General features: G+C 73.2%; 12 protein-coding genes. 8 read left to right on the top strand and 4 right to left on the bottom strand.

Going from position 1 to position 16,231, the window contains the following annotated elements; genetic code table 11:
- Positions 1 to 40: 40 nt before the first annotated feature.
- On the bottom strand, positions 41 to 2,491 hold the full coding sequence (locus ACZ3YL_RS31415; protein WP_465660603.1) for a DNA gyrase/topoisomerase IV subunit A: 2,451 nt from the start codon (positions 2,489 to 2,491) through the stop codon (positions 41 to 43).
- Between the two features lie 306 nt (positions 2,492 to 2,797).
- Between ACZ3YL_RS31415 and ACZ3YL_RS31420 the strand changes: the two genes are divergently transcribed.
- The 3 genes from ACZ3YL_RS31420 (at position 2,798) to ACZ3YL_RS31430 (ending at position 7,035) form a co-directional block, all read left to right on the top strand.
- Entirely contained in the window at positions 2,798 to 4,132 is a 1,335-nt protein-coding gene (locus ACZ3YL_RS31420; RefSeq protein ID WP_188306083.1) for a M16 family metallopeptidase, read from the top strand.
- Between the two features lie 20 nt (positions 4,133 to 4,152).
- Positions 4,153 to 5,517: a M16 family metallopeptidase gene (locus ACZ3YL_RS31425; RefSeq protein WP_188306107.1), complete on the top strand. Its 1,365-nt coding sequence runs from the start codon at positions 4,153 to 4,155 to the stop codon at positions 5,515 to 5,517.
- A 324-nt stretch (positions 5,518 to 5,841) separates the two neighbouring features.
- Complete coding sequence (locus ACZ3YL_RS31430) at positions 5,842 to 7,035, top strand: RtcB family protein (protein WP_188306084.1); 1,194 nt, start codon at positions 5,842 to 5,844, stop codon at positions 7,033 to 7,035.
- A gap of 79 nt (positions 7,036 to 7,114) precedes the next feature.
- Here ACZ3YL_RS31430 and ACZ3YL_RS31435 read toward each other — a convergent pair whose 3' ends face one another.
- Positions 7,115 to 7,396, bottom strand: coding sequence for an HPr family phosphocarrier protein (locus ACZ3YL_RS31435; protein WP_188306085.1), 282 nt, complete (start codon positions 7,394 to 7,396; stop codon positions 7,115 to 7,117).
- Positions 7,397 to 7,622: 226 nt separating this feature from the next.
- On the opposite strand from ACZ3YL_RS31435, the gene ACZ3YL_RS31440 reads away from it, so the two are divergent.
- The 4 genes from ACZ3YL_RS31440 to ACZ3YL_RS31455 all read left to right on the top strand — a co-directional run bounded on the left by ACZ3YL_RS31440 (position 7,623) and on the right by ACZ3YL_RS31455 (position 13,168).
- Positions 7,623 to 10,469 carry a bifunctional acetate--CoA ligase family protein/GNAT family N-acetyltransferase gene (locus ACZ3YL_RS31440; protein WP_465660605.1) on the top strand — a complete coding sequence of 949 codons (2,847 nt, stop codon included), beginning with the start codon at positions 7,623 to 7,625 and terminating at the stop codon, positions 10,467 to 10,469.
- Between the two features lie 92 nt (positions 10,470 to 10,561).
- Complete coding sequence (locus ACZ3YL_RS31445) at positions 10,562 to 11,161, top strand: DUF5998 family protein (protein ID WP_188306087.1); 600 nt, start codon at positions 10,562 to 10,564, stop codon at positions 11,159 to 11,161.
- A gap of 101 nt (positions 11,162 to 11,262) precedes the next feature.
- Positions 11,263 to 12,450: an alkaline phosphatase family protein gene (locus ACZ3YL_RS31450; RefSeq protein WP_188306088.1), complete on the top strand. Its 1,188-nt coding sequence runs from the start codon at positions 11,263 to 11,265 to the stop codon at positions 12,448 to 12,450.
- Between the two features lie 61 nt (positions 12,451 to 12,511).
- The gene (locus ACZ3YL_RS31455; protein ID WP_188306089.1) at positions 12,512 to 13,168 is read left to right on the top strand and encodes a thymidine kinase; all 657 of its coding nucleotides are present in this window, start codon (positions 12,512 to 12,514) and stop codon (positions 13,166 to 13,168) included.
- 50 nt (positions 13,169 to 13,218) lie between these two features.
- On the opposite strand, the gene ACZ3YL_RS31460 is transcribed toward ACZ3YL_RS31455, so the two are convergent.
- On the bottom strand, positions 13,219 to 13,974 hold the full coding sequence (locus tag ACZ3YL_RS31460) for a VOC family protein (protein ID WP_465660619.1): 756 nt from the start codon (positions 13,972 to 13,974) through the stop codon (positions 13,219 to 13,221).
- Between the two features lie 168 nt (positions 13,975 to 14,142).
- Between ACZ3YL_RS31460 and ACZ3YL_RS31465 the strand changes: the two genes are divergently transcribed.
- Positions 14,143 to 15,018 (top strand): sulfurtransferase, encoded by an 876-nt coding sequence (locus tag ACZ3YL_RS31465; protein ID WP_188306091.1) that lies wholly within the window; start codon positions 14,143 to 14,145, stop codon positions 15,016 to 15,018.
- A gap of 86 nt (positions 15,019 to 15,104) precedes the next feature.
- On the opposite strand, the gene sepH is transcribed toward ACZ3YL_RS31465, so the two are convergent.
- Positions 15,105 to 16,184 carry a septation protein SepH gene (gene sepH, locus ACZ3YL_RS31470; RefSeq protein WP_188306092.1) on the bottom strand — a complete coding sequence of 360 codons (1,080 nt, stop codon included), beginning with the start codon at positions 16,182 to 16,184 and terminating at the stop codon, positions 15,105 to 15,107.
- Positions 16,185 to 16,231 lie beyond the last annotated feature (47 nt).

Below are 16,231 nucleotides of genomic sequence, written 5' to 3' on the forward strand. Positions count from 1 at the left end.
GGGCGGGGCGCCCGCAGACACCCCGCCCCCGGACCGGTCATCACGCCGGGCCGGCCACCACCGCGATCGGCGCCGTCACCGGGGTCCCCGAGCCGTCCCGGCGCGGGTCCCGCTCCGGGAGGTCGACCGGCGCGCCCTTGGCACCGGCGGCGAGGGCCGGAGCGGCGCCCGCCCAGGCGAACGCCAGCGCGTCCTCACCGCGCAGGAAGCGCTGGCAGCGGACGCCGCCGGTCGCCCGGCCCTTGCGCGGGTACTGCTCGAACGGGGTGACCTTCCAGGACGTCTGCTCGTCACCGGACAGCGTGCCCGAGGTGCCCGCCACCGAGACCACCACCGCGTCCCCGGCCGGGTCCACCGCCGTGAAGGACAGCACCCGCGCGCCGTCCGCCAGCTTGATGCCCGCCATGCCACCCGCCGGGCGGCCCTGCGGACGGACCTGCCCCGCCGGGTAGCGCAGCAGCTGGGCGTCCGAGGTGATGAAGACCAAGTCCTCCTCGCCGGTGCGCAGTTCGACCGCGCCCACCAGCTCGTCGCCGTCCTTGAGGGCGATCACCTCGAACTCGTCCTTGTTCGCCGGCCACTCCGGCACCACCCGCTTGACCACGCCCTGCACCGTGCCCAGCGCCAGCCCCGGCGAGGACTCGTCCAGCGTGGTCAGCGCCAGCACCCGCTCCCCGGCCTCCAGCCGCAGGAACTCCTCCACCGCGGCGCCGCCCGCCAGCGTCGGCGACGGCATCGGCGGCAGCGCCGGCAGGTCGATCACCGGCAGTCGCAGCACCCGGCCCGCCGACGTCACCACGCCCACGTCCGCCCGCGCCGTCGCCGGCACCGCCGACACGATCACGTCGTGCTTCGCCCGCTTCTCCGACAGCTCGAACGGCTCGCCGTCCGCCGTCCGCGCCAGCAGCCCCGTCGAGGACAGCAGCACCCGGCACGGGTCGTCCGCCACCTCCAGCGGCACCGACAGCGCCGCCGACGGGGCCGACCCGGCCTCCAGCAGCACCGTGCGCCGCTCCGTCCCGAACTGCTTGGACACCGCGCCCAGTTCGGACGACACCACGCTGCGCAGCCGGGTGTCCGAGTCCAGGATCTCGGTCAGCTCCGCGATCTCCGCGAGCAGCTTCGCCTTCTCCTGCTCCAGCTCCACCCGGTCGAACCTGGTCAGCCGGCGCAGCGGGGTGTCCAGGATGTAGCCGGTCTGCGTCTCCGACAGCGAGAAGCGCTCCATCAGGCGCTCCTTCGCCTGCTGGGCGTTGTCACTCGACCGGATGATCGCGATGACCTCGTCGATGTCGATCAGGGCCACCAGCAGACCCTCGACCAGGTGCAGCCGCTCCTCGCGCTTGCGGCGGCGGAAGTCGCTGCGCCGGCGCACCACGGTGAACCGGTGGTCGACGTAGACCTCCAGCAGCTCCTTCAGCCCCAGCGTCAGCGGCTGCCCGTCGACCAGCGCCACGTTGTTGATGCCGAAGGTCTCCTCCATCGGCGTCAGCTTGTAGAGCTGCTCCAGCAGCGCCTCCGGCACGAAGCCGTTCTTCACCTCGATCACCAGCCGCAGCCCGTGCTCGCGGTCGGTCAGGTCCTTGACGTCCGCGATGCCCTGCAGCTTCTTCGCGTTGACCAGGTCCTTGATCTTCGAGATGACCTTCTCGGGGCCGACGTTGTACGGCAGCTCGGTCACCACGATGCCCTTGCGGCGCGCCGTCACCGACTCGATCGTCGTCGTCGCCCGGATCTTGAACGTGCCGCGGCCCGACTCGTACGCGTCCCGGATCCCCGACAGGCCCACGATCCGCCCGCCCGTCGGCAGGTCCGGACCGGGCACGAACCGCATCAGCGTGTCCAGGTCCGCGCTCGGGTGCTTGATCAGGTGCCGGGCCGCGGCCACCACCTCGGACAGGTTGTGCGGCGGCATGTTCGTCGCCATGCCGACCGCGATGCCCGTCGCGCCGTTCACCAGCAGGTTCGGGAACGCGGCCGGCAGTGCCAGCGGCTCCTGCTCGCTGCCGTCGTAGTTCGGCCCGAAGTCGACGGTGTCCTCGTGGATCGACTCCACCATCGCCATCGAGGCCGCCGTCAGCCGCGACTCGGTGTAGCGCATCGCGGCCGGCGGGTCGTCGTTGCCGAGCGAACCGAAGTTGCCGTGCCCGTCGATCAGCGGCAGCCGCATCGAGAACGGCTGCGCCATGCGCACCACGGAGTCGTAGATCGACGCGTCACCGTGCGGGTGCAGCCGGCCCATCACCTCGCCCACCACGCGCGCGCACTTCACGTGCGCCCGGTCCGGACGCAGGCCCATCTCGTTGGCCTGGTACAGGATCCGGCGGTGCACCGGCTTCAGACCGTCCCGCGCGTCGGGCAGCGCACGCGAGTAGATCACCGAGTAGGCGTACTCCAGGAAGGAGCCCTGCATCTCGTCCACGACGTCGACGTCGAGGATCCGCTCCTCGAAGTCTCCGGGCGGCGGGGTCTGCGAACTGCGGCGGGCCATCGCGGCGGGGCTCCCTTACGTGTCGCTGGCTGTGGCGGCGGCCGGTTGTCGGCCGGCCGCCGGTCGTCGGACGGGCGGTGCCGTCCTGATGCACCGTCCTGCCGCCGCGACCCGTCAACCGGGCGCGACCGACAGGGCACGGCGCCCCCATTGTGGACCCTCCCGCCGACACTCCCGGTCAGCGGCCCTCTTCCGCCCCTGGCGAACGCCGCTTCCGCGCGGACACAAACACGTCCCCCACGCGTTGCACCACAATGGGGGACGCCACACGAACCCCGACATCGACGACGGGAAGGACCCGAGCGCATGGCCAACCCGGCCCCCGCCTCCAGCCGAGGCATCGCCATCACCGAGCACCGCCTGGCCAACGGCCTGCGCGTCGTCCTCTCCGAGGACCACCTCACCCCGGTCGCCGCAGTCTGCCTCTGGTACGACGTGGGCTCCCGCCACGAGGTCAAGGGCCGCACCGGTCTGGCCCACCTCTTCGAGCACCTGATGTTCCAGGGCTCCGCCAACGTCTCCAACAACGGCCACTTCGAGCTGGTCCAGGGCGCCGGCGGCTCGCTCAACGGCACCACCAGCTTCGAACGCACCAACTACTACGAGACCATGCCCGCCCACCAGCTGGAGCTCGCCCTCTGGCTGGAGGCCGACCGGATGGGCTCCCTGCTCGCCGCCCTCGACGAGACGTCCATGGAGAACCAGCGCGCCGTCGTCAAGAACGAACGCCGCCAGCGCTACGACAACGTCCCGTACGGCACCGCCTTCGAGAAGCTCACCGCGCTCTCGTACCCCGACGGCCACCCGTACCACCACACCCCGATCGGCTCCATGGCCGACCTCGACGCCGCGACCCTCGAGGACGCCCGCGCGTTCTTCCGCACCTACTACGCGCCCAACAACGCGGTGCTGTCCGTCGTCGGCGACATCGACCCCGAGCAGACCATCGCCTGGGTCGAGAAGTACTTCGGCTCCATCCCCGCCCACGACGGCAAGCAGCCGCCGCGCTCCGGCGAACTCCCCGACACCATCGGCCGCGAGCTGCGCCAGAACCTCACCGAGGACGTCCCCTCCCGCGCCCTGATGGCCGCCTACCGCCTGCCGCACGACGGCACCCGGGAGGCCGACGCCGCCGACCTCGCGCTCACCATCCTCGGCAGCGGCGAGTCCAGCCGCCTCTACAACCGGCTCGTCCGCCGCGACCGCACCGCCGTCGCCGCCGGCTTCGGCCTGCTGCGCCTGGCCGGCGCCCCCAGCCTCGGCTGGCTCGACGTCAAGACCTCCGGCGACGCCACCATCGCCCAGATCGACGCCGCCGTCGACGAGGAGCTCGCCCGCTTCGCCGCCGAAGGCCCCACCCCCGAGGAACTCGAGCGCGCCCAGGCCCAGATCGAGCGCGAGTGGCTCGACCGGCTCACCACCGTCGCCGGCCGCGCCGACGAACTCTGCCGCTACGCCGTCCTGTTCGGCGACCCCAAGCTGCTGAACGACGCCCTCCCCAAGGTCCTCGACGTCACCGCCGAAGAGGTCCAGGCCGTCGCCAAGGCCCGGCTCCACCCCGACAACCGGGCCGTCCTCGTCTACGAGCCGACCGCTGCCGCTTCCGACGCCGCTTCCGAAGAGGAGGGTGCCGCCGTATGAGCACCGACTACGTCCCCGCGATGACCTTCCACCCCCAGCCCCAGCCCGGCACCCCCAGCCCCTGGGCCTTCCCCGCCCCCGAGCGGGCCGCCCTCGGCAACGGCATCACGGTGCTGCACTGCCACCGGCCGGGCCAGCAGCTGGTCGCGGTCGAGGTCCTCCTCGACGTCCCGCTCGCCGCCGAGCCCGAGGGCCTCGACGGCATCGCCGCCATCCTCGCCCGCGCCCTCAACGAGGGCACCGACACCCTCACCGCCGAGGAGTTCGCCGGCGAGCTCGAGCGCGCCGGGGCCACCCTCGACGCCCACGCCGACCACCCGTGCATCCGGGTCGCCCTGGAGGTCCCCGCCTCCCGGCTGCAGCGCGGCCTCACCCTGCTCGCCGACGCCCTGCGCGCCCCCGCCCTGCCCGCCGATGAGATCGAGCGCCTCGTCGCCAACCGGCTCGACGAGATCGTCCACGAGCAGGCCAACCCCGCCCGGCGCGCCGCCAAGGCCCTCTACGCCGAGCTCTTCGACGCGGCGGACCGTCTCTCCCGGCCCCGCAGCGGCACCGCCGACACCGTCAAGTCGATCGACCGCGCCGCCGTCAAGGCCTTCTACGACGCCCATGTGCGCCCCGCCACCACCACCGTGGTGGTGGTCGGCGACCTCACCGGCGTCGACCTGCCCGCCCTGCTGGAGAGCACCCTCGGCACCTGGACCGGCACCGCCGCCGAGCCCTCCGCCCACGCCCCCGTCACCGGCGACGACCACGGCCGCGTCCTCATCGTCGACCGTCCCGGCTCCGTCCAGACCCAGCTGCTGATCGGCCGGATCGGCCCCGACCGCCACGACCCGGTCTGGGCCGCCCAGATCCTCGGCACCTACTGCCTCGGCGGCACCCTCACCTCCCGCCTCGACCGCGTCCTGCGCGAGGAGAAGGGCTACACCTACGGCGTCCGCGCCTTCGCCCAGCCGCTGCGCTCCGCCGCCGACGGCAGCGGGCGCTCGCTGCTCGCCATCAGCGGCTCGGTGGACACCGCCTCCACGGCCCCCGCGCTCGCCGACACCTGGACCATCCTGCGCACCCTCGCCGCGGAGGGCCTCACCGACGCCGAGCGCGACGAGGCCGTGCAGTTCCTGGTCGGCGTCGCGCCGCTGAAGTACGAGACCGCGGGCTCGGTCGCCGGCACCCTGGCCGACCAGGTCGAGCAGCACCTCGCCGACGACTACCAGGCCGAGGTCTACCGGCAGCTGACCGAACTGCCCACCGCCGCGGCCACCGAGGCCGTGGTCGCGGCCTTCCCGCCGGACCGCCTGGTCACCGTGCTGGTCGGCGACGCCGCCGCGATCGAGGCGGACGTGCGGGCGCTCGGCATCGGCGAGGTCTCCGTCGTCAGCTGATCCGCCCGTCGGATTCCCGTCCGGCCCGGTGGAGCGCCCGCTCCGCCGGGCCGGACGCGTTTTTAAATCCATTGCGGGCCCGAGGCGTTCCGTGGATAGATGTTCCCCGACGCACAACACGTGCGAACTGCGAAGAACGAAGGGAGGCGGTCACCATGCGGGTCGAGCGAACCATACGACGACGCTCCCCAAGGCCGTATCTCCCCAGTTCCGCTCCGGCTGCCTGAGCGCATCCGCTTCCGAACTTCCCCGAGCCGCACCGGGATTCTCTTTCGCGCGGCACTTCTCCTTCCTGAACTCCCCGACCGCTGGAGGTCGTTCACCATGACGTACACCGAAGTGCCCGGTATCCAGGTACCGATCCGGATGTGGACCGATCCGGCGACGGTCGAAGGCCAGGCCCTGCAGCAGCTGCGCAACATCAGCTCCCTGCCCTGGCTGCACGGCCTCGCCGTGATGCCCGACGTCCACCTGGGCAAGGGTGCGACGGTCGGCTCCGTCATCGCCATGAAGGGCGCGGTCTGCCCGGCCGCGGTCGGCGTCGACATCGGCTGCGGCATGAGCGCGGTGAAGACCTCCCTCACCGCCGAGGACCTCCCGGACGACCTCTCCGGCCTGCGCTCCAAGATCGAGCAGGCCATCCCGGTCGGCCGCGGCCTGCACACCGACCCGGTCGACCCGACGAAGCTGCACGGCTTCCGGGCGGAGGGGTGGGACGACTTCTGGCAGCGCTTCGACGGGGTGGCGGAGGAGGTCAAGTGGCGCCGTGAGCGGGCGATGCAGCAGATGGGAACGCTCGGGGCGGGCAACCACTTTTGCGAGCTCTGCATCGATACAGAAGGAAATGTCTGGTTGATGCTGCACTCCGGCTCCCGCAACATCGGCAAGGAGCTGGCGGAGCACCACATGGGCGTCGCCCGCTCGCTGGCACACAACCAGGGCCTGGTCGACCGGGATCTGGCGGTCTTCCTGGCGAAGACCCCGGAGATGGCCGACTACCGGCAGGACCTCTTCTGGGCGCAGGAGTACGCGAAGCGCAACCGTGCGGTCATGATGGCGCTCTTCCAGGACGTCGTGCGGCGGGAGTTCGCCAAGGCGAAGGTCACCTTCGACGAGGTCATCAGCTGCCACCACAACTACGTGGCGGAGGAGCGGTACGACGGCGTCGACCTGCTGGTGACCCGCAAGGGTGCGATCCGGGCCGGCTCCGGCGACCTGGGGATCATCCCGGGTTCGATGGGAACGGGTTCCTACATCGTCCGTGGCCTGGGCAACGAGGCCGCGTTCAACTCCGCCTCCCACGGCGCCGGCCGCAAGATGAGCCGCACCGCCGCGAAGAAGCGGTTCACCACGCGCGACCTGGCCGAGCAGACCTCGGGCGTGGAGTGCCGCAAGGACAGCGGTGTGGTGGACGAGATCCCAGGCGCCTACAAGAACATCGAGAAGGTCATCGAGCAGCAGAAGGACCTGGTCGAGGTGGTCGCGCACCTCAAGCAGGTGATCTGCGTGAAGGGCTGAGCGAACCACGGCGCCGGCTGACAAGCCGATCGGGGTGCCGCCACGATGTGGCGACACCCCGATCGGGCGGCTGCGAGGCTCAGGCTGCGGCCGGGAGCTCGTCGAGGCCTTCCTGGACGAGCTTGGCGAGGCGGTCGAGGGCCTCGTCGGCGTCGGGGGCGTCGGAGGCCAGGATGACCTCGTCGCCGCCCTGGGCGCCCAGGGCGAGGAGGCCGAGCATGGAGGCGGCGTTGACGGGGTTGCCGCCCGGCTTGGCGATGGTGATCGGCACGCCGGTGGCCGTGACGGCCCGGACGAAGACGGAGGCGGGACGGGCGTGCAGGCCCTCGGCCCAACCGATGGTGACGCGGCGCTCAGCCATGAGACGTGCCTTTCCGGTGAAGCTGGTCACGGCCGTGCTCGGGGAGCGGGGGAAACGACCGTGTTGTCTAGACCAGTGTTGCACGCAGACAACCCCTGCGAGATGCCGCGTTCGGGACTTGTGATTGTTTCTTTTCGGGGCATAAGGCCCGGCCAGTGGCCGTGCCCACCCTGCCGTGGGCACGCGCCCGGCGCCATCCGGCTCGCCGCCGGATAACCTGACGATTGTGGAAGACCCGGCGGTGGCGAATCCCGCGCAACCCGACTATCCGCAGCACTGGGAAGCCGACGTCCTGCTGCGCGACGGCGGTACGGCCCGGATCCGGCCGATCACCCCGGGCGACGCCGGGCGGCTGGTGGAGTTCTACGAGCAGGTCTCGGACCAGTCCAAGTACTTCCGCTTCTTCGCCCCGTACCCGCGGCTCTCCGACAAGGACGTCCGCCGCTTCACCCATCACGACTTCGTGAACCGGGTCGGCCTCGCCGTGGTGGTCCGGGACCACTTCATCGCCACCGTCCGCTACGACCGGATCGACGCCGAGGGCCGCCCCTCCGACCACGGCACGGACGCCGAGGTCGCCTTCCTGGTCCAGGACGCCCACCAGGGCCGCGGCGTGGCCTCCGCCCTGCTGGAGCACATCGCGGCGGTGGCCCAGGAGCGGGGCATCCGCCGCTTCCAGGCCGAGGTGCTGCCGGAGAACCGCAAGATGGTGAAGGTCTTCACCGACGCCGGCTACACCCAGCGCCGCAGCTTCGCCGACGGCGTGGTGCACCTGGAGTTCGACCTCGAACAGACCGACCGCTCGCTCGCCGTGATGCGCGCCCGCGAGCACCGCGCCGAGGCCCGTTCGGTGCAGCGGCTGCTGACCCCGCGCTCGGTGGCCGTGCTCGGGGTCTCCCGCAACCCGCAGACCGTCGGCCGGGCCCTCCTGCGTGACCTGCTCGGCAGCTTCGACACCGAGTTCGAGAGCCGGTACCAGCCCAAGGGCGCCCCGCACACCGTGTACGCGGTGAACCGCAGCGCCCCGCCCGGCACCGAGCTGGACGGCGTCCCGGTGCACCGTTCGATTCTGGACATTCCCGGGCCGGTCGACCTCGCGGTGATCGCCGTCCCCGAGAGCGCCGTCCCGGCGGCCGTCGCCGAGTGCGGCGCGCACGGCGTGCAGGGCCTGGTGGTGGTCACCGCCGGCTACGCGGAGACCGGCCCGGAGGGCCGCGACCGCCAGCGCGCCCTGGTCCGCCAGGCCCGCGCGGCGGGCATGCGGGTGATCGGCCCGAACGCCTTCGGCCTGATCAACACCGACCCCGACCACCCGCTGAACGCCTCCCTCGCCCCGCACCTGCCCGACCGCGGCGGCTACGGGATCTTCTGCCAGTCCGGTGCGGTCGGCGTGGCCCTGCTGGAGTCCGCCCACCGCCGCGGTCTGGGCATCTCCTCCTTCGCCTCGGTCGGCAACCGCGCGGACGTCTCCGGCAACGACTTCCTCCAGTACTGGGCCGAGGACGAGGACACCGAGGTGGTGCTGCTCTACCTGGAGTCCTTCGGCAACCCCCGCAAGTTCACCCGGATCGCGCGCCGACTGGCCACCGCCAAGCCGGTGGTGGTGGTCAAGGGCGCCCGTCACACCGGCAGCCTGCCGCCCGGCCACGCCGTCCCGGCCACCGCCACCGGCCTGCGCGACGCCACCGTGGACGCGCTGTTCGAGCAGGCCGGGGTGACCAGGGTGGCGACCATCACCGAACTGTTCGACACCGGTGAGCTGCTCGGCCAGCAGCCGCTGCCGCCCGGCGACCGGGTCGCGGTGGTCGGCAACTCCGACTCCCTCGGCCTGCTCACCTACGACGCCTGCCTGAGCGCGGGGCTGCGTCCGCGCACGCCCGTCGACCTCACCACCGCCGCGACCGGCGAGAACTTCCGGATCGCCCTGGACGTCGCGCTCAGCGATCCCGCCGTGGACGCGGTGATCGCCGTCGCCATCCCGCCGATCGGCACCTCCGCGCACGCCTTCATGGGCGGCCGGCTGACCGGCCCGGACGACCCCGAGATGGGCTCGGACGATCCGGAGATCGCCACCGCCCTGCTCGAAGCGGGTGAGCGCGCACGGGAGTTGGGCAAGCCCCTGGTGCTGGCCCACCTGGCCCTGACCGACCTGCCGACCCGGCTGCGCCCCGGCGGCATCCCGGCCTACCCGGCGCCCGAGCGCGCCGTACGCGCCCTCGCGCACGCCGTGCACTACGCCCAGTGGCGCCGCCGTACCGCCGCGGCGGAGGAGACGGCGCGCGTCCCCGACCTGGACCGGATCGACGAGCCCGGCGCCCGCACCCTGGTGGCGGCGGCGCTCAGCACCCGCGCCGCGGTCGCCGCGCGCACCCAGCCCGGCGGCGCCCGGATCACCCTGTCCGACGCCGAGTCCCGGCTGCTGCTGGCCCGCTACGGCATCGACGTCTCGCCGACGCTGCCCGCTCCGGACGAGGAGGCCGCCGTCCGGGCCGCCGAGCAGCTCGGCTACCCGGCGGCCCTGAAGGCGACCGCCCCGCACCTGCGCCACCGCCCCGACCTGGGCAGCGTCCGGCTGGACCTGACCGGGGAGCCGGGCCTGCGCCGCGCTTACCGCGAGCTGGACGCCCTGTTCGGCGGCGCCGCCGGGGCCCAGCTGGTGGTGCAGCGGATGGCCCCGCGCGGCGTGGACACCGTGATCGGCGCCACCGTCGACCCGGCCGTCGGCGCGATCCTGTCCTTCGGCCTGGCCGGTGCCCCCGCCGATCTGCTGGGTGACGTGGCGCACCGCCTCGTCCCGGCCACCGACCAGGACGTCGCCGGGCTGATCCGGGAGGTCCGGGCGGCGCCGCTGCTGTTCGGCTGGCGCGGCGCCGAGGCGGTGGACACCGACGCGCTGGAGGAGCTGCTGCTGCGGGTGTCGCAGTTGGTGGACGACGTTCCGGAGGTCGCCTCGGTGGACCTCGAACCGGTGGTCGTCGCCCCGCACGGGCTGGCGATCCTGGGGGCGCGGGTGCGGGTCGCACCGCTGCCGGTCCGCAGCGATCTGGGCCCGCGCGCGATGAGCACGCTGTAACCTTCCTTGGTTGCGCCTGCCCGTTGGCGCTGATGTCCGAAGCTCGGCGCCGCGCCGCCCGCTTCGTCGGCGGACCATGCCAGGATGGAGCTATGGCGAAGACCGGTACCACCACCACTCAGGACCTGCGCTCGGCGATCGAGCGCAGTGGCTACTACCCGGCCCTGGTGTCGGAGGCGGTGGAGTCCGCGGTGGGCCCGGAGCCGATCAGCTCCTACCTGGTGCACCAGGAGACGACGTTCGACTCCAACGAGGTGCGTCGGCACGTGACGGTGCTGGTGCTGACCCCGACCCGGTTCGTGGTGAGTCACACCGACGAGCAGTCGGGCGACGCGGGCAGCCCCGCCGTGCCGTTCGCGACGACCTCGACGGAGAGCGTCCGGCTGGACCGGATCGGCTCGGTCGTGCTGAGCCGGATGGTGGCCAACCCGGAGACGTACACGCCGGGAACGCTGCCGCGCGAGGTGGTGCTGACGATCGGCTGGGGTGCGGTGCAGCGTCTGGACCTGGAGCCGGCCGGCTGCTCGGACCCGAACTGTGAGGCCGACCACGGCTACACCGGCTCGGCGACGGCCGACGACCTCTCGCTGCGGGTGAGCGAGGCCGGGGACGGCCCGGAGACGGTGGCCCAGGCGCTGCTGTTCGCCCGGGCACTGTCCGACGCGACGATCGACAACAGCCCGCGGGTCTGATCCCCCGGCCGAGCCCCGCCGTTCCCGTTCGCGCCCCCGTTCCTGTTCGCGCCCCCGTTCGCGATTCCGACCGCGTTCCCGACCGCTACGAATCCGGTTCCATGTCCTTCGCACCCTCCGACGGCTACGACGCCTTCGAGATCCTCGACCCGGCCGCCGCTCCCGCGCCCCCGTACGGCAGCGGCTCGCTCTGCGACCTGCTGCCCTCGGTGGCGGCGGGCCTGGGCGTCCCGGGGTTCACCGCGACCCTGCCGATCGCCCCGGCCGACCGGGCGGTGGTGTTCCTGGTGGACGGCCTCGGCTGGGAGCTGCTGCTGCGCCACCCCGAGTACGCGCCGTTCCTGTCCTCGCTGGCCGCGAGCTCGCTGGGCGGCACCGGCCGTCCGCTGACCGCGGGCTTCCCGTCGACCACGGCGACCTCGCTGGCCTCGGTCGGCACCGGGACGCCGCCGGGCCTGCACGGTCTGGCCGGGTACACGGTGGCGGTGCCGGGCGCCGACTACCTGATGAACCAGCTGCGCTGGCAGCCGCCCACCGACCCGAAGGCCTGGCAGCCGTACCCGACGGTGTTCGAGCAGACCCACCGGGCCGGGGTGGCGACCGCCCAGGTGTCCTCCCCGCTGTTCGCCCAGACCCCGTTGACCAGGGTGGCGCTGTCCGGTGGCACCTTCCTGGGCCGTACCACCGGCGAGGAGCGGATGGACCTGGCCGCCTCCTGGCTGGCCGAGCACGACCGGGCGCTGGTGTACACCTACGTCAGCGAGCTGGACGGCGCGGGCCACCGCTTCGGGGTGGACTCCGACGAGTGGCGGATGACGCTGGACGCGGTGGACCGGCTGGCCCGCCGGCTGGCCGAGCAGCTGCCGCCGCGCTCGGTGATGTACGTGACCGCGGACCACGGCATGATCGACATCGCGCCCGAGGACCGGATCGACTTCGACGAGGACTGGGAGCTCGGCGCCGGCGTCGCCCTGCTCGGCGGCGAGGGCCGGGCCCGGCACGTGTACGCGGTGCCGGGCGCCGCGGCCGATGTGCACACGGTCTGGAGCGAGGTGCTGGGCGACCGGATGTGGGTGGCCACCCGGGACGAGGCGATCGCGGCCGGCTGGTTCGGCCCGACCGTCGACGAGCGGGTGTACCGCCGGATCGGCGACGTGGTCGCCGCGGCGCGCGACGACATCGCGATCATCGCCTCCCGCAACGAGCCCGGCGAGTCCGCGATGATCGGCCTGCACGGCTCGATGACCCCGGTCGAGCAGTTCGTCCCGCTGCTCGAAGTCCGCGGCTGAGCCCGTCCCTTGACTTCTCTGTGCCCGAACCCCCTTGATGTGAAAGGCCTTTGCTCCACCCATGGCTGAACTGGTGTTCTTCTCGGGCACGATGGACTGCGGCAAGTCGACGCTGGCGCTGCAGATGGACCACAACCACACCGCGCGCGGTCGGCAGGGCGTCATCCTGACCCGCAACGACCGGGCCGGCGCCGCCACCATCTCCAGCCGGCTGGGCCTGCGCGCGGACGCCGTCGAGGTGACGGACGACTTCGACTTCCACGCCCATGTGGTGCACCGGCTCTCGGCGGGCGGCCGGGTGGACTACCTGATCTGCGACGAGGCGCAGTTCTTCGCCGCCGAGCAGGTCGACCAGCTGGCCCGGGTGGTGGACGAACTGGACATCGACGTCTACACCTTCGGTATCACCACGGACTTCCGCACCCGGCTGTTCCCGGGCTCGCAGCGGCTGATCGAGCTGGCCGACCGGGTGGAGGTGCTGCAGGTCGAGGCGCTGTGCTGGTGCGGCGCGCGGGCGACCCACAACGCCCGTACGGTCGGCGGGGTGATGGTGGTCGAGGGCGCCCAGGTGGTGATCGGGGACATCTCGGTGAGCGACGACGAGATCGGCTACGAGGTGCTGTGCCGCCGCCACCACCGCCGCCGGCTGACCGCCGCGACCGCGCGTGCCTCGGTGCTCTCCCCGGACGTGCTGCCGTTCGAGGAGCAGCAGGCTTAGGGGCGTGTTCTGACAATTCGCGCGCCCGGCGGGAATCGTCAGACAGGCCGCTAAGGCTGCTCCCGGCCCGTGGCCTCCAGTACCGAGAAGTGCCCGCCCTGCGGGTCGGCCAGCCGGGCGGCGCGGCCGCGGGCGGTGTCGTGCGGCTCCACCAGGACGCGGCCGCCGAGTTCGACGGTGTGACGGGCGGTCAGTGCGCTGTCCCGGACGGCGAAGTGGGTGCGCCAGCGCGGCGGGTGGCCGCGCAGGTCGGCGTGGTGGCGGATGCCCGCGACCGGGCGCCCGTGCACCAGCAGCGCGGTCTCGTCGGCGGCGGACCGGACCGGCCGGTCGAGCACGGTGCCGTAGAAGGCGGCGGCGCCGTCGGCGTCGGGGGTGAGCAGTTCGGCCCAGGCGGGGCCGCCCGGGTCCTCCCCGGCCTCCCGACCGAGGTGCTCCTCGGCCTGCCAGAGGCCGAAGACGGCGCCGGAGACGTCGGCGGCGATGGCCATCCGCCCCGCGCGTTCGGCCTGTACCGGCCCGACCGCGACGGTGCCGCCGCACTCGCGCACGAGTTGGCTGGTGCGGTCGGCGTCGTCCACGGCGAAGTAGGTGGTCCACTGCACCGGGAAGCCGGTGGTGGTGGAGACGCCGAGGCCGGCGACGGGGGTGCCGTCGAGCTCGGCCCGGACGTAGGCGCCGAGTTGGCCGGGCCCGGGGGAGTACGTCCAGCCGAGCAGTTCGCCGTAGAAGGCGCGGGCGCCGGGCAGGTCGTCGGTCAGCAGGCTGACCCAGCAGGGCGTGCCCTGGGCCAGTCGGAGTTCCACCGCGGGCAATGCGGGCCTCCTCACGGGTGGTTGGCGCGCGGGAATCCTCGCGCGCGAGGGTGATGCTTCCACCCTGGCGCGAAGCCCAACCCTCGACCCGCGCGGAAAGTCCGGCAAAGAGCGCATAAAGAGCCGTGGCCGAGGGCGCGCTGCGCGACAATGTCGGGCATGACCACCTTCAACGACGGTTCCCCGCTGATCTCCGCGGCCGAGCTGCGGGAGGCGCTCGCCTCCGCGCACCCGCCGGTGCTGCTGGACGTGCGCTACCAGTTGGTCGGCGCCGCGCCGGGCGGCCCGACCGCGGCCGAGGAGTACCGGGCCGGGCACCTGCCCGGCGCCCACTTCGTCGAGCTGGACCGGGACCTCGCCGCCCCGCCCGGCGCCCCCGGCCGCGGCGGGCGCCACCCGCTGCCGGATCCGGAGGAGTTCGGTGCGGCGATGCGCGGCTTCGGGGTGAGTTCGGGGCGCCCGGTCGTGGTGTACGACGGCGCGGCGTCGATGGCGGCGGCCCGGGCCTGGTGGCTGCTGCGCTGGGCCGGGCACCGGGACGTCCGGGTGCTGGACGGCGGATTCGCGGCCTGGCGGTCGGCCGGGCTGCCGGTGACGGCCGAACTGCCGGAGCCGGCGGAGGGTGACTTCAAGCCCGTCCCGGGCCAGTTGCCGACGGTGGACGCGGACGGCGCCGCGGCCTGGGCGCGTGACGGTCTGCTGCTGGACGCCCGGTCGGGGGAGCGCTACCGGGGCGAGAGCGAGCCGGTGGACCCGCGGGCCGGGCACGTTCCGGGCGCGGTGTCGGCGCCGACGTCCGAGAACGTGGGCCCGGACGGGAGGTTCCGACCGGTCGCCGAACTGCTGGCCCGGTTCCGGGCGTTCGGCGCGGGGGAGCGCCGGGTCGCGGTGTACTGCGGCTCGGGCGTGACGGCGGCGCACCAGATCCTGGCGATGGAGGCGGCGGGCCTGGACGCCACGCTGTACCCGGGCTCGTGGAGCGAGTGGTCGAGCGACGGGAGCCGCCCGGTGGCGGTGACCGACCAGCCGGGCTGAGCCGGGCTGAGTCCGGCCGAGTCCCCGGAGGTATGACGGAGGGGCGGGAGGCCAGGCCTCCCGCCCCTCCGTCATACCTCCGGGGACTACTCCTGCTTCTTGCGCCGGCTGCCGAAGACGATCTCGTCCCAGCTGGGCACGGTGGCCCGGCGCCCGGGCCGGACGCCGTCCGCCTCGGCCTGCCGGTCGGTGGTGCCGACCAGGCGCTCGCGGTGCGGGGCGACGGCGCGCGGCATCAGGATGTCGGCGTAGGCCGAGCCCGCGCCGACCGCCGGGGCGGCGGCCGCGGCCGGCTCCTCACTCTCCTCGGCGACCTCGGCGGGCACCGGTTCGATCGGGGCGGGGCCGCCGACGGCGAGGTCGCCGCGGAACGCGGGGACGACGTCGAGCAGGCTGGTCAGCGAGTCCCGGGACTCGGCGGTGGCCTCGCGCGACTCGCGGACCTCGCGGGCCGACATGATGCGGTCGGCGGAGGGCCGGTCGATCATCGGGCGGGGCGGCCGGTCCTGGGGGAGCCGGGCGATCCGCGGGATGAACGGGAAGACCGAGTCCTCCTCGCGCTCGACGCTCTCGCCGATCAGCGCGCGGGCCTCGTCGTCGTTGGGCTGGACCAGGCGCCGGGGCGGGTCGTACGTCCAGGACGCGCTGCGGCCCTCGCCGTCGGCACGGTAGGAGAGGATGACCTCCCAGGTGCCGTCGTCGCGCCGCCAGGAGTCCCAGCGCTCGGTCTCCTTCTCGGCGCCGCGCAGGGCGAGCCGTTCGGCGACGGCCTCGCCGAGCTGCGGCCCGGGGGACTCGCCATTGCGGCGGATGGCGGTCTTACGGGCGCGCTCGGCCATGAAGGCGCGCTCGGCGAGGACCGGTCCCTCGAAGCGGCGGACGCGGTCGACGGAGATGCCGGCGGCCTGGGCGACCTCCTCGGCGGAGGCACCGGCTCGTATCCGGGCCTGGATGTCCCGGGGGCGGAGGTGGCTCTCGACCTCGATCTCGATCTGGCCGAGGCGCGGCCGGTCGCCGCGGATGGCGGCGCGCAGCCGCTCGTCGATGGGGAGGGTGTACTCCGTGCTGTCGGCAGCCTTGAGCACCAGCCGTGTGCCGTCGTTGCTGACGGCCACAACCCGCAGTTCGGGCACGGTTACCTCCCGGGTGGTGCCTGCCGACGTCACCTGCGTCGCTGCTCCCGTACTGAGTGTGGCCTGCCCACTCGCGACTG

Source organism: Kitasatospora sp. NPDC023176 (assembly GCF_055560495.1).

Coding starts and splice junctions, on each gene's coding strand:
- ACZ3YL_RS31425 (WP_188306107.1), top strand. CDS start 4,153: ATGACCTTCCACCCCCAGCCCCAGCCCGGCACCCCCAGCCCCTGGGCC.
- ACZ3YL_RS31430 (WP_188306084.1), top strand. CDS start 5,842: ATGACGTACACCGAAGTGCCCGGTATCCAGGTACCGATCCGGATGTGG.
- ACZ3YL_RS31445 (WP_188306087.1), top strand. CDS start 10,562: ATGGCGAAGACCGGTACCACCACCACTCAGGACCTGCGCTCGGCGATC.
- ACZ3YL_RS31455 (WP_188306089.1), top strand. CDS start 12,512: ATGGCTGAACTGGTGTTCTTCTCGGGCACGATGGACTGCGGCAAGTCG.
- ACZ3YL_RS31465 (WP_188306091.1), top strand. CDS start 14,143: ATGACCACCTTCAACGACGGTTCCCCGCTGATCTCCGCGGCCGAGCTG.
- ACZ3YL_RS31420 (WP_188306083.1), top strand. CDS start 2,798: ATGGCCAACCCGGCCCCCGCCTCCAGCCGAGGCATCGCCATCACCGAG.
- ACZ3YL_RS31450 (WP_188306088.1), top strand. CDS start 11,263: ATGTCCTTCGCACCCTCCGACGGCTACGACGCCTTCGAGATCCTCGAC.
- ACZ3YL_RS31435 (WP_188306085.1), bottom strand. CDS start 7,396: ATGGCTGAGCGCCGCGTCACCATCGGTTGGGCCGAGGGCCTGCACGCC.
- ACZ3YL_RS31415 (WP_465660603.1), bottom strand. CDS start 2,491: ATGGCCCGCCGCAGTTCGCAGACCCCGCCGCCCGGAGACTTCGAGGAG.